This window comes from Acinetobacter sp. Ag2 (assembly GCF_001005515.1).
Lineage (GTDB): Bacteria > Pseudomonadota > Gammaproteobacteria > Pseudomonadales > Moraxellaceae > Acinetobacter > Acinetobacter bereziniae.
Genome location: NZ_LBNA01000029.1, coordinates 17,213 through 30,614, shown reverse-complemented (window position 1 = coordinate 30,614; position 13,402 = coordinate 17,213). Strand labels below are relative to the sequence as shown.

Sequence of the window (13,402 nt, the reverse complement as noted above, 5' to 3'; positions counted from 1 at the left end):
ACTTTTAATACTTCTAATCAACCACTATAACCCAATCTCTTCTAAAGTCTTGCCCTTGGTTTCTTCACCCAAGACCATTACAACAGCTGCTACTGCTAAAAGTACGGCTGTAAACATCATAAAGACTGAACTAAAACCATTGCTTGCCACCATCATATGAGTGACGACCAGTGGTGCAACGATTCCTCCAATACGCCCAATCGCAGATGCCCAACCTGAGCCAAAGGCACGAATGTTGGTGGGATACTGTTCAGGCGTATAAGTATATAAAACACCCCACGCACCCAAATTGAAGAAAGACATTAAACAGCCCCAAAACATGATCATATTGACTGAGGTAGCTTGTCCAAAGAAATACGCAGATACCGCACACATCGCAATAAAGCCTGCCAGCGTAGCTTTACGCCCCAGCTTTTCAACCAGCCAAGCAGCAGCAACATAACCCGGCAACTGCGCCAAAATCATGCCCAAGACATATTCAAAGGACTGCACGATGGTATAACCTTGTTTGACCAACAAACTGGGTAACCATGTGAAAATGCCATAATAAGAATAGACGATACCAAACCAAATCAACCACAACATCAAGGTCCGGCGGGCAAAAGCACTCGACCACAGTTGAGTGAAGGAAAGATTTGGCTTGGCGGCAACAGGTTTGACTTCAATCGTAGTGATCACGTCTACACCACATTGTCGTTCAAGTTTTTGTACCAGCGCATGAGCTTCGTCAATGCGACCACGATTAATTAGATAAGGAACAGATTCAGGCACTTTTTTCAAAATCATGAAAACATAAATGGCAGGTAATCCACCAATCAAAAATGCGATATGCCAACCATAATCAGGGATCACAAAGTATGAAATCAAAGCTGCAACTAACCAACCTAACCCCCAAAAACTTTCAAGCAAAACAATAAACCGACCTCGAACCTGAGCAGGGATATATTCACTGACCAGCGTCACAGCAACAGGCAATTGCCCACCCAACCCTAATCCGACAATAAAACGGAAAATCAACAGCCATGTCAGATTCGGCGCAAAAGCACATAACGCGGTTGCAACGCTATAGGTCAGCAAAGTAATCGCAAAGACTGTTCTTCGACCGATTCGATCAGCCAAGCCACCTGAAAATACAGCACCGATTGCCATTCCGACAAAGCCAATCGAGACCACCCAGCCTTTTTCCGTAGGTGTCATCTGCCATTCTTCTGCCATTTTGGTCAAAATAAATGAAATCAGACCTGTATCCATGGCATCGAACATCCAGCCCAGTCCGATCACCCACAGCAAAGTATAGTGAAACTTCCCAATGGGTAGACGTTGTACACGTGATACTAAATCCATAAGACACTCAACAAATAGGTAAATTGATCGACAAGCGTGGCATACACTTTATTTTTGAAGAATTAAGTTCAGAATTTCTCCCGACAATCCGTCAAAATCTTTAAATTCTTGAGAATGAAAACCATTGTTGATCAAAATTTTTCGAGATGGAATATTTACAGGATCAATAATGGCGATTAAACCCTTTAACTGAGACTGTTTTTTGCATGACATCAACTTTTCTGACGAGTTGAAAATTTGCTCTAAAATCTAAGGTTGTAAATTTTCCAAGTTTAATCTTTGGGCTGCCTCTATATGACATATACAACCTCAAATTCGGCGATAAATCTTCAAAATACTCTTCTAAATAGCATCACTATATTCAGCTTTCATCTTTAGAGGAGGCTGATTGTCCATCATCATCTTTATAAATAAATTTCGGCATTTCTAAACCAAAATAAATGGCAATACAGCGTAGCGCAAAACCAAACACCAATGTCGAAATTACAGTGATTTCTAGAGATAAGCCAAAGTCTATACAGAACCAGTAGAAAATAACAGCAACAAAGGAAATTGATGCATACAACTCTCGACGAAATACCAACGGAACATCATTACACAAAATGTCTCGTAAAATACCGCCTGACACACCTGTCAAAACACCAGCAACTGCTGAAACAACAAAACCATGCCCCATCTGTAACGCAATCTGACAACCAATAATGGTAAAACCAATTAAACCCAAGGCATCTAACAATAAGAAAATGGAGTGTAAATGCTTCATCCATTTAGCGATGAGAATTGTGACAAAAGCCGCGCAGCATGTCAGTACAAGATATTCAGGATGTTTCACCCAAGTGAGCGGATAATGTCCCAACAAGACATCACGGACCGAACCACCGCCGAGTGCGGTTACACAGGCAATCAACACTACACCAAACCAGTCCATACTACGTCGTCCTGCTGACAACGCTCCCGTCATGGCTTCTGCTGTAATTGCAATAATATAAATAATGGTCAGTAACATTGCCCTTCATCCACTGATGGGTAAAAGATGCGCGCTATTTTAAGTCAAAACGAGCTAAAAGCTACAAGAATTGCGCACAACATTGCTTAAATTTTTTTGTTGATCCACAAATACAAGGCTGTTTCATTGTAACTTGCTGATCTGTAGTTGGATCTAAAAAATACCACTGATCTACATGATAGACAAAATGTGATACTTCATGATGAATCTGCGTTTGCTGACCATCATGAAAATGTGCTTTAAACTCAACCTGAGCGTGATTTTTATCTAGCTTTTCTTTGGCTTGAACGACCTCTAATTTGAGCCAGTGATTAGACTTACTCCATTCCGCAATCGCCTCTACATCCAATGCTTGCTGCTGCCCCAATGCAGTGGTTGCCACAATATATGCAATCTCTTGTTTGGCAAATGCGCTATAGCGAGATTTCATTAATTGCTCAGCTGTCTGGGCTTTTTTTTGCCCCAAATGTAGTGGCTGACAACATTGACTATATTGCGCCGAACCACAGGGACAGGATAGATTGGACATAGAAAACTCAAAATCTAAATAGGCTTAAATGATAATGCAACCCTACTTAAAATCGAAACTTTTCTCAAAAATATAAAGTGATAAAAACAGCTGATTTAAATGATGCAAGTTTTCAAGAATACTCAAGCCATACCACCAGATTATTCATATAAGTCATTTACTTTGAATGATTTATTCCAACTCGACTTTAAACCTTTTATACGAATTTTTAGTGACTGTTTGATGCTTTATTTGTTTTGCTCTTTTAAATAAACCGTGGAATATCTTTTTATCCTAAAGCAACATGAATGTCGCCATTGGCTACGCTACAGCTCATACCGATCATCTGAACAAAAAAATAAGCCAGTTTTTCAACTGGCTTGTTTTCAATATCCTTGCTTTCAATATTAAGGTTTATTCTGAGTCTTTAGATGGCGACAATGCCACAATATGAACTTTTTCAATCTTATGCCCATCCATCGTGACCACTTCAAACTCATAACCATCTGCTTGTAACTTCTGACCATTTTCAGGTAAGCGACCAAGATGGAACAAGATATAACCCGAAAGTGTTGAATATTGCTCTGACTCATCTACCAAATCTCGACCTAACAGCAATGAAACATGGCGAATATCGGTTGAACCTTCCAACATCAATGAACCATCTTCCAAGCTTTCAGCAGCAGCCTCCAACTCATCTTCATCTGGGAATTCACCTGCAATCGCCTCAAGTACATCAATAGGCGTGGCAATCCCCTCGATTGAACCATATTCATTGAGGACAATCGCCATTTGCAAAGGTGCTTGACGTAGTTGCTCCATCACCATCAACACTTGTGCATTTTCATGAACAATGACAGGTTCACGTAAGTGTTTGTCAAAATTCAAAATACCCGTTTCAATATAATCATTGAGCACTTTATGCGTGAGCACAATACCTGCGATATTGTCTAATTCACCATGCGCTAAGATCAGTCTTGAGTGAGACATTGCCATTAAATTTTCTTTGATGGTGGCTTCGTCTTCATCCAAGTCCAACCATTCTAATTCTGGTCGTGGCGTCATGACTGATTTCACTGGGCGCTCAGATAAACCCAATACACCTTGTACCATGACACTATGGTATGCCCCATTTTCATCATCAAAGATTTCATCTGCTAAAGCTTGTGTTGCAATCACATCATCGGCTTTACCATTTTGACTTTCTGCATTTTTACCCCCTAGCATTTTCAACACTGCTGAAGCCGTACGGAAACGCAAATCTGTGGTTGTGACCATCTTTTCTTGGTTTTTACGCATGGTTTGGTTCATGAACTCAATCAATACCGAGAAACCAATGGCAGCATATAAATAACCTTTCGGAATATGGTATCCAAAGCCCTCAACAATCAATGAAAAACCAATCATCATCAAGAAGCCTAGACATAAAATCACGACAGTCGGATGTTTGTTGACAAAGTCCATTAAAGGTTTAGATGCCCACAACATAATTCCGACGGCGATCACCACAGCAATCATCATCACTGAAAGCTCTTTCACCATGCCTACCGCAGTAATCACACTGTCTAGGGAGAATACAGCATCAAGAATGACAATCTGAACAATCACCATCCAAAAAGCCGCATGGACTGGATTTTCTTCTTTTAAATCCTGTCCACCTTCAAGGCGTTCATGCAGTTCCATTGTGCCTTTAAAAAGCAGGAATACCCCACCAAACAACAGGATAAGGTCACGACCAGAGAAAGGATGGTCGAAAATATGAAATAAAGGTGCGGTGAGCGTAACCACCCAAGCAATGGATGCCAGTAAAACCATACGCATACACAGCGCAAGCAATAAGCCTAAAATCCGTGCTTTATTACGTTGCTCTGGAGGAAGTTTTTCTGCCAAAATTGCAATAAAAACAAGGTTATCAATACCTAGAACTATTTCCAAAACAACCAAAGTCGCCAGACCAACCCACGCCGAAGGATCGGACATCCATTCAAGTATCATTGATCTTGCTCCATTGCAGTTGCGCAATTGATATTTTCAGCATTTGAGAACTGTAAATTTCGAAACAGAGAAGAAAACTTTAGTTTATTTTGAAATATTTTTTTGTCTAAAGATTGTGCATTTTCGGAGCGACTACAACCACTACCCATGATGATTCATTTGTTGATAAACAGGCTTTAATTATAGGCAGTTTTGATAAAAATTTCATCTTATTTGTATGGGATTTTATTTGCTTAGCGCATAAATCGTAACTCACTATATTGTCGTAACGCCGGAGATCGCTCATTTTCATGATTTGCTCACTCTCACCTCAACAGCAACCCTTTAACGATACAAATCATTGCAAAAGTGCCTATAACGCAACATGTTTTTGTCATATTTCTTGCTTAAGGTAGTCGAAATACATAAGAACATGATAAGTTAAGGTGAAAAAATAAATGATGAATAGTGTATTGCCTGTAATGATAAATGAATCGTTAGAATTAGATCAGCAAACTCCTAAAGCAACTCAATGTTTAATTGCACTGTATTGTGGCTCCCGACCTGGAAATAATCCGACTTATAGAGAAAAAGCAATTCAATTGGCTCAAGGCATAGCCGAACATGGTTTTGGTATTGTCTATGGTGGTGCCAGTATCGGTTTGATGGGACAAGTTGCAGATACCGTGACTGAACATGGCGGTGATGTGGTAGGTGTGATCCCTGAATTTATGCTGGATTATGAAATTGCACATAATCAACTGACTGAACTACACATTGTACAAAGTATGCATGAACGAAAAGCCATGATGGCAGATCGTGCCAGTGCCTTTGTTGCTCTTCCAGGTGGTTTTGGAACCTTTGAAGAAATCTTAGAAGTCGCCACATGGGGACAACTCAATCAACATCAAAAACCCATGATGTTATATAACGTGAATGGATTTTATGACCATTTGATTGCCCAGTTAGATCATGCTGTTGTTGAAGGCTTTTTACCACCACAACATCGTGCCAAACTGATTGTGTGTAACCATGCTGATCAAATCTATAATGCAATTAAAAACTTAGAAGCACCTAAACAATTCGTCGTCTAAGCTTTATATCGTCAATCGATGGAATGAAAATTGAATAAGATGAATTTTCAAAAACTCATCTTATTCAGTCTGATAGGGTTCAACTTTTGATCAATCTATTCAAATTAGATCAATAACATTGAATACAGATGCAATTACTTCAAAGCAGGACTAAAACGACTATATCATTGGTGGAATATTTGCCATCCATAAATTAAACCTGCAGCAGCCACAATCCAACACAATGTCGCAACGCCAAAACAAGACCACATTGAAAGTTTTGTTGCCAATAAATAAACCACCAACAAATAAATAAAATAAGGAACGAGTGACCATATTCCGAATAAAGCGGTTTGTTTTAATGCTTCTGCACCTTTTTCTTGAGCTACGATTACATGTGCGATCAGTGCAAAGGTCGGAAACAGTGGAACCAAGCCCGCAATATAAAATGTCTTACTTTTTGAAAGAATTGAAATCAGTAAAACTACTGCTGCACCGATACTACATTTCAAAAATAAAGACAACATTAAATACCACTCAAACAAACATCAGATCTGAGCAAGAGTTTACGCCAACATTATCCTTTTGAAATCTAAAAAATCAGCTTATTTCATCCAAAATCAACACAATGTTGAATTAGAATGCACGTTTCAATTTGCCACGATGAATAAAGGCAAAAAAAGCCATTGCCGCTAACGCACCGAGGAAAAAAATGAATTTAATTTCACTTCGGCTTAAATGGTATTCAGATTTGTTGGTCTCTGTTTGGCTAAAATCTGCTTGTATAGGTGGGATACTTGTCGTCAGATAAGAGGGTTTGATATTTTTAAAGTTTAATTCAGTCAGCGCAGCTGGTTTTTCACCTTTGCCTACTAAAACATAGGCAGCAACAACATCAAAATCCACTGCATTTTGAATGCCAAATTTAACCTTTATCGGTTCATAAGTATTGTATTCTGGAATCCAATCATTCAGCTGACTGTAGATACGAATGGTGTCGGTCTTTTCTAATTTGGGGTCTTGAATGAGTTGAACAGCGTTTTCATCCAACAAAGCAGTTAACGCTTTAAATTGATGAAATGAATACTGATTGGTTTGTGTAAGTTGCTCTGCAATCAAGGTTTGCTGTGTGGAATGTTCGCTTGGCTTCGCTTTATTTAATAAGCCTTGATTTTCAAGTATAAAATCTGCTTTTGACGTCAATCCAGGGAAGTTTTGACGTCCGACTAAATATACAGCTGTCCAAATCTGATCCCCAGGTTGAACATCTTCTAATTCCACTTCATACAATTGATTTGGTTTAAGCTGTAAAACTTGGTCAAACAGGACTGGCGTAGCATCTTCTGCAAAAACATTGCACGAAAATACCAAACAAAGAACACATATAAGTTTGTGTATATTCATTTTTAAGCCCCCTGTAAATGCGATGCACATCACATATGTTACAGTAAAAATAATAACCAATCGCAGAATAGTTGTCTTACAATCTGTTTTTCTAGATAAATGGTTTTTTATCTCATTCAGTAGGCATAACCAGACACTCAAAACAAACCAATCCGTTGGGTAAAAAATACAGACTCAACTTTTGATATATGAAACTGGTTATTTCATAAGCATTTCATTTTAAATAAATTATATTGTCATATTGAACGTATAAAAATTAGACCAATAAAATAAATCACAATCAGTCTAATGCTATGAATCTTATTATTTTATGTAAAACATTGATTGTGGTAGCTTTTAAAAAATGGTCAGTTAGATGACACAATTTGTCGCTTAAAAACTATTTTTTACAGCTTGAACAAAATTAAATCGCTATCATATAGCACTTTAATTCGCATAATTTCGAGAAAGTTTTATGAGTCAAAGTCATATCCGTATTCGAGGCGCACGTACCCATAATTTAAAAAATGTGTCACTCGATATTCCACGTGACAAGTTTGTGGTGATCACGGGACTTTCAGGCTCAGGAAAATCATCACTGGCTTTTGATACTTTATATGCTGAAGGTCAACGTCGTTATGTTGAATCCCTCTCTGCCTATGCACGTCAATTCCTTTCACAAATGGAAAAGCCAGAAGTCGATTCAATTGAAGGTTTAAGCCCTGCGATTGCCATCGAACAAAAGTCGACCAGCCATAACCCTCGTTCAACAGTCGGAACCATCACTGAGATTTACGATTATTTACGTCTACTCTATGCACGTGTAGGCACGCCATATTGCCCTGAACATGACTTACCCATGGTTGCCCAAACTGTTTCTGAAATGGTGGACGCAGTTAAAGCCCTGGAAGAAGGTACAGCGTTAATGCTACTTGCGCCTGTGGTTCGTGAACGTAAAGGTGAATACAGCAATCTGTTTGAACAATTACAGAGCCAAGGTTTTGTCCGTGCGCGTGTTGATGGTGAAGTGATTGATATCGATACTCCGCCAGAGCTGGATAAAAAGAAAAAACATACCATCGAAGTGGTTGTTGATCGCTTTAAAGTACGTGACGATCTAGGGAACCGAATTGCAGAAAGCTTTGAAACAGCACTACGCCTAGGTGGTGATATTGCGATTTTATCTTGGATGAGTGGTGAACAACCAGATCGTGTGTTTTCTGCAAAGCACTCATGCCCTGAATGTGATCGTGCAGTAGCTGAACTTGAACCCCGTCTGTTTTCGTTCAACAATCCTTTCGGTGCCTGCCCTGTCTGTGATGGTTTAGGTACGCGAAGCCACTTTAGCGCTGAAAAATTAATCCCTAGCCCTGATGTATCTATTAGCCAAGGGGCGATACGTGGTTGGGACAGACAACGCCCTTACTACTACAGCATGATTCAAAAAGTTGCAGATCATTTCGGTTTTTCATTAGATACACCATGGAATGAGCTGGATGCAGAAACCAAAAAGAAATTTCTGTATGGAACAGGCAAGGAAAAAGTTGATTTAAGCTATATCGATGAACGTGGTCGTAAGCACAATCGAGTACAACCTTTCGAAGGTATTTTGCCCCATTTAGAACGCCGCTATCGTGAAACTGAATCGAATTATGTTCGCGATGATTTGGCACAATATTTATCAAATGCCGCTTGTGATGCTTGTGGTGGCTCACGCTTAAATGAAATTTCCCGTCATGTTCGGGTAAAAGATAAAACCATTGCTCAAATAACTAAAATGTCGATTGGTGATGCTGAAAGCTACTATCAAGATTTAAATCTTGAAGGTGCCAAAGGTGAAATTGCCGATAAGATTTTTAAAGAAATTCGTGAACGTTTGCATTTCCTTGTTTCCGTTGGTTTAAATTATTTAAGCCTTTCACGTTCGGCTGAAACCCTTTCAGGAGGTGAAGCACAGCGTATTCGCCTTGCTTCGCAAATCGGTGCAGGCTTAATGGGCGTGATGTATGTTTTAGATGAACCATCTATCGGTTTACATCAACGTGATAATGACCGTTTACTTGAAACATTGGTACGCTTGCGTGATCTTGGCAATACGGTATTGGTGGTTGAACATGATGAAGATGCCATTCGTGCCGCTGACCATATTATTGATATTGGTCCTGGCGCTGGTATCCATGGCGGTCATGTCATTGCAGAAGGTACTTATGAAGAATTGGCAAGCAATGAAGATTCTTTAACTGGTAAATACTTATCTGGAAAATTAAAAATCGCAGTGCCTAAACAGCGTGTAACACCGCCAAAACCTGATGAGCAAATTAAACTGATGGGCGCAGCAGGTCATAACCTTAAAAATGTTGATCTGAGCATACCTTTGGGTGTGATGACCTGTGTGACAGGGGTTTCTGGTTCAGGAAAATCAACACTGATCAACCGTACGCTATTGCCTTTGGCTGCAACTCAACTCAATGGTGCAACCACCTTAACGGCGGAAAAGTTCGACTCGATTGATGGCTTGCAATTTCTTGATAAAGTGGTCGATATTGATCAAAGCCCGATTGGACGTACACCACGCTCCAATCCTGCAACCTATACAGGTTTATTCACCCCGATTCGTGAATTATTTGCTCAAACACCTGAGGCAAAAGCACGTGGTTATGCCGCAGGTCGTTTCTCTTTCAACGTCAAAGGTGGTCGTTGCGAAGCCTGTGAAGGTGATGGCATGATCAAAGTGGCGATGCATTTCTTGCCTGATATGTACGTGCCTTGTGATGCCTGCCATGGTCAACGTTATAACCGTGAAACTTTGGAAGTCGGCTATAAAGGTAAAAATATTTCTGATGTGTTGGAAATGACGGTTGAAGATGCCATGCATTTCTTTGATGCAATTCCTGTCATTCACCGTCGATTAGAAACCTTAAACCAAGTGGGTTTAGGCTATATTCGTTTAGGTCAGTCAGCAACCACTTTGTCTGGTGGTGAAGCACAACGTGTTAAATTGGCACGTGAATTGGCAAAACGAGATACAGGCAAAACCTTATATGTCCTCGACGAACCAACGACGGGCTTACACTTCCACGATATTGCCAAGCTTTTAGACATCCTGCATGAGCTTCGCAATAAGGGCAATACGATTGTGGTGATTGAGCATAATCTGGATGTGATTAAAACTGCGGACTGGGTAATTGACTTAGGTCCTGAAGGCGGTTCAGGCGGTGGTCAAATTATTGCTGAAGGCACACCAGAAGATGTGGTTAAATCGAAAGTTTCACATACAGCGAAATTCTTAAAACCGTTGTTGAAGTAAGGCGATTTATTGCATTTCTGCCCTCTCTTGTTTTAGAGAGGGCTCACGCCTCTATGCTCGTCGTTAAAGGGGCATAGAAGACTCTAAATCTTTATAATTAAAATAAAAATTAACATATATAACTGATATTTTTATCCACTTTGATATTTGTCTTTTACCCATCTATCCGTCAATTATTAGCTTATTTGTCAGGTTTTCTGATCTATATCTTGGCTCATTACTCTGTCTTTTAACTGTAAAAATTTTGCATTTCCAATTCATACAAGGCAAGATCAATCCATAGCACAGGATATTCATCATATGAAGTTTCTTTACCCATGCTTTTTGATCCCCAGTATTGCTTTACTCAGCGGCTGTATCGGCAATATGAATCCAGCTGGTGGAAATGGTCGCCCCAACTATCCATATTTCGTCACCACACACCCCATGATCATTAAAAAAATAAATGTACCGGCAGGGACTATACTGACCTATGAGAAACAAAGTTTTAAGACAGGCAAACAAAATCAACTCATGAATGAAAATAAACTACAATCCATTTTGATGCCAAGTGGACAAAACATCATATGGGGTGGCGTACCCGTCAGTATGATCGAGAAATTTTTCAATTCACAAATGCGCGGTTATAGTGTTCATGCAGAATTCGAAAAGTTATCACCGAGTCAAAGCACGAGATTTTCAAAATTATGGAAAAGTTGTAATGACCATCTTGGAATTACAATTAAAAATAATAACGATTGGTCATTTAATCTGAATAATATAGCTGATGTAGAAAATTGTAGTGTGCTTTATCAACGCTACTTTAAACATGATACTGAACAACAGCAATTTCTGGATCAGTTATATCGGGAATTAAAAAAAGTGAATCTCAAATAACAGTGTTTGAATGAACTATCCCACGACTTTATTGCGACCTTGTGCCTTTGCTTTAAATAAAGAGGCATCCGCTTGAGCGAACAAATCTTCCCAATTCTTTGCCCCTGTTGCTACGCCAATACTTACGGAAACATTCAAGTGATCTGTTGAAGGTGCATGATTAAATTTCAACTGGGAAACATCTGCCAAAATACTTTCAGCAATTTGCAACGCCCAATCCCACTCGACTTGATCAATTAAAATCAAAAACTCATCACCACCAAAACGTACAATTAAATTTGACTGGGCAATATTGGCTTTTAGACACTGGGCAATTTCCACAATGACCGAATCGCCTAGGATATGCCCAAATTGATCATTCACATATTTAAAATTATCAATATCCACCATGATTAGTGTGAGTTTTTCAAAACGTTCTGTTTGATTGGCAATATTTTTTAAATAATCTTCTAATGCCAAACGATTCGAAACTCCAGTTAAAATGTCGGTATTGGCACTGTTCTGTAATTGAAATTCAAAAGCATCACGCTGTTTTAACATTTCTTTTAATTTATCAATGGCATCTTTCAATGTGTGCACTTCTTTACTAGGAGCGGTAGAAACAGCGCCCATATAATCACGCTCTTGAACTTGTGATAACTCTAAAATCATATTTCTGGCATAAATCAAAGGCTCAAAGAGTTTTTTCCTAGTATATAACATGGTAAAAATCGCCACAGCCAATGACAAAAGCGAGATAAATAATGTGATCAAAAACTGACGTTGCTCCGACTCCATTTGTGCTTGAGCACTCAACGCATGTGTTTCCAATAAATACTTTTGTAAGTCGATCACTGAATTGAATTTCCCAACCAAAACATCAGTCAACTGATTGGCTGTTAAAAAATAAGCTTGCTGATGTGAACTTTCCTCAATTAAACGATTAACAGTCGGTAATCCTTGATCAATAAATTGGCTTTTTACTTGAGCGTATAAATGTAGATATGCTGGCGTTTTTAAATTTTCCATTTGCATGGTATCCATCAAACGCCATAAGTATTTTACTTGCTCTTGAGTTTGTAGTGAGCGCGCTTTGTTATATTCAGGAATAGGCTCTGAAAAACTCAGTGGTGCCATAATATTGGAAGCCACACGCCCCGATTGATCTCGTAAATCCGCCAAGATCAATACGATAGATGCATAGTCCGTCACATCACTATTTATTTTTTTTGAGTCATTGATTAAGCGCTGTAACATGGCTCTACAGCTATCCCATGCAGCAAACATCCCCTGAATTGCTTGATCCATTTGAACAGAAGTACGTTCTTTTGCAGGCAATGCCAAATAAGCATCGACCTGCCCCCGTGCGACAGCTAAATCATGTCTTAACTGTACATCCACCTGATCCGCTAAGGCATTGAAGCCTATCTGCCTTAAAGATTCGACAGTTAGATCAATTTGCCGATCCACCCCCTTACGATAATCTTGCAAGGCTTTCATATTTTCAGACAAATCTTGGGTTGAGCTCGACATTGCCTTATTCGTTGGTGCCCTTTCTCGTGATATTTTATTTGATGTTTCTGCAAAAATTTGTAAGGTCTGAATATCGACTAAAATTCTCTTTGAACGAACATATTCTTGATAATTACTGATAATTTGAGGAACAGCGATCAATAAAACGGACAAAATAATGACTGACATAAGGATAAGCAAACGGGTGCTTATTTGTTCTGATCGGAGTTCCTGCACCATCGTCATGACCCTATGGGAAGTAATGTCGAATGAATCTAAAAAATTTGGCTATATTATAGGGTATCTGAATCAATTCTACCCAAGTATTTAAACTTCAGTCTGTTTATTGCATTCACTATACTATCGCTTTTACAGATAAGTGATATTGAAAATTAACATTTTACATATAAATAGAATATTCTTAAAATATAAAAATCAAA

General features: G+C 39.1%; 10 protein-coding genes and 1 pseudogene. 3 read left to right on the top strand and 8 right to left on the bottom strand.

Features of this window, described 5'->3' with window-relative positions; genetic code table 11:
• Positions 1–24 precede the first annotated feature (24 nt).
• The 5 genes and pseudogenes from AAV97_RS02925 to AAV97_RS02910 all read right to left on the bottom strand — a co-directional run bounded on the left by AAV97_RS02925 (position 25) and on the right by AAV97_RS02910 (position 4,853).
• The gene (locus AAV97_RS02925; RefSeq protein WP_046759761.1) at positions 25–1,344 is read right to left on the bottom strand and encodes an MFS transporter; all 1,320 of its coding nucleotides are present in this window, start codon (positions 1,342–1,344) and stop codon (positions 25–27) included.
• A 48-nt stretch (positions 1,345–1,392) separates the two neighbouring features.
• Positions 1,393–1,533: pseudogene (locus AAV97_RS21600) on the bottom strand (N-acetyltransferase); the annotation flags it as partial.
• A 172-nt stretch (positions 1,534–1,705) separates the two neighbouring features.
• Complete coding sequence (locus AAV97_RS02920) at positions 1,706–2,350, bottom strand: trimeric intracellular cation channel family protein (RefSeq protein WP_004825611.1); 645 nt, start codon at positions 2,348–2,350, stop codon at positions 1,706–1,708.
• A gap of 61 nt (positions 2,351–2,411) precedes the next feature.
• On the bottom strand, positions 2,412–2,879 hold the full coding sequence (locus AAV97_RS02915) for a YchJ family protein (RefSeq protein WP_046759760.1): 468 nt from the start codon (positions 2,877–2,879) through the stop codon (positions 2,412–2,414).
• A 393-nt stretch (positions 2,880–3,272) separates the two neighbouring features.
• Entirely contained in the window at positions 3,273–4,853 is a 1,581-nt protein-coding gene (locus tag AAV97_RS02910) for a TerC family protein (protein WP_004825615.1), read from the bottom strand.
• A 437-nt stretch (positions 4,854–5,290) separates the two neighbouring features.
• Here AAV97_RS02910 and AAV97_RS02905 point away from each other — a divergent pair, with 437 nt between their 5' ends.
• Positions 5,291–5,926, top strand: coding sequence for a TIGR00730 family Rossman fold protein (locus AAV97_RS02905; protein WP_004825617.1), 636 nt, complete (start codon positions 5,291–5,293; stop codon positions 5,924–5,926).
• Between the two features lie 164 nt (positions 5,927–6,090).
• On the opposite strand, the gene AAV97_RS02900 is transcribed toward AAV97_RS02905, so the two are convergent.
• Positions 6,091–6,432 (bottom strand): GlpM family protein, encoded by a 342-nt coding sequence (locus AAV97_RS02900; protein ID WP_005034503.1) that lies wholly within the window; start codon positions 6,430–6,432, stop codon positions 6,091–6,093.
• Between the two features lie 109 nt (positions 6,433–6,541).
• Entirely contained in the window at positions 6,542–7,309 is a 768-nt protein-coding gene (locus AAV97_RS02895; RefSeq protein WP_046759759.1) for a hypothetical protein, read from the bottom strand.
• Positions 7,310–7,763: 454 nt separating this feature from the next.
• Between AAV97_RS02895 and uvrA the strand changes: the two genes are divergently transcribed.
• Both uvrA and AAV97_RS02885 read left to right on the top strand, forming a co-directional pair.
• On the top strand, positions 7,764–10,595 hold the full coding sequence (gene uvrA, locus AAV97_RS02890) for an excinuclease ABC subunit UvrA (protein WP_046759758.1): 2,832 nt from the start codon (positions 7,764–7,766) through the stop codon (positions 10,593–10,595).
• A 300-nt stretch (positions 10,596–10,895) separates the two neighbouring features.
• The gene (locus AAV97_RS02885) at positions 10,896–11,471 is read left to right on the top strand and encodes a hypothetical protein (protein ID WP_046759757.1); all 576 of its coding nucleotides are present in this window, start codon (positions 10,896–10,898) and stop codon (positions 11,469–11,471) included.
• Positions 11,472–11,486: 15 nt separating this feature from the next.
• On the opposite strand, the gene AAV97_RS02880 is transcribed toward AAV97_RS02885, so the two are convergent.
• Complete coding sequence (locus AAV97_RS02880; RefSeq protein ID WP_046759756.1) at positions 11,487–13,202, bottom strand: GGDEF domain-containing protein; 1,716 nt, start codon at positions 13,200–13,202, stop codon at positions 11,487–11,489.
• Positions 13,203–13,402: the final 200 nt, after the last annotated feature.

Coding starts and splice junctions, on each gene's coding strand:
- AAV97_RS02925 (WP_046759761.1), bottom strand. CDS start 1,344: ATGGATTTAGTATCACGTGTACAACGTCTACCCATTGGGAAGTTTCAC.
- AAV97_RS02920 (WP_004825611.1), bottom strand. CDS start 2,350: ATGTTACTGACCATTATTTATATTATTGCAATTACAGCAGAAGCCATG.
- AAV97_RS02915 (WP_046759760.1), bottom strand. CDS start 2,879: ATGTCCAATCTATCCTGTCCCTGTGGTTCGGCGCAATATAGTCAATGT.
- AAV97_RS02910 (WP_004825615.1), bottom strand. CDS start 4,853: ATGATACTTGAATGGATGTCCGATCCTTCGGCGTGGGTTGGTCTGGCG.
- AAV97_RS02905 (WP_004825617.1), top strand. CDS start 5,291: ATGATGAATAGTGTATTGCCTGTAATGATAAATGAATCGTTAGAATTA.
- AAV97_RS02900 (WP_005034503.1), bottom strand. CDS start 6,432: ATGTTGTCTTTATTTTTGAAATGTAGTATCGGTGCAGCAGTAGTTTTA.
- AAV97_RS02895 (WP_046759759.1), bottom strand. CDS start 7,309: ATGAATATACACAAACTTATATGTGTTCTTTGTTTGGTATTTTCGTGC.
- uvrA (WP_046759758.1), top strand. CDS start 7,764: ATGAGTCAAAGTCATATCCGTATTCGAGGCGCACGTACCCATAATTTA.
- AAV97_RS02885 (WP_046759757.1), top strand. CDS start 10,896: ATGAAGTTTCTTTACCCATGCTTTTTGATCCCCAGTATTGCTTTACTC.
- AAV97_RS02880 (WP_046759756.1), bottom strand. CDS start 13,202: ATGGTGCAGGAACTCCGATCAGAACAAATAAGCACCCGTTTGCTTATC.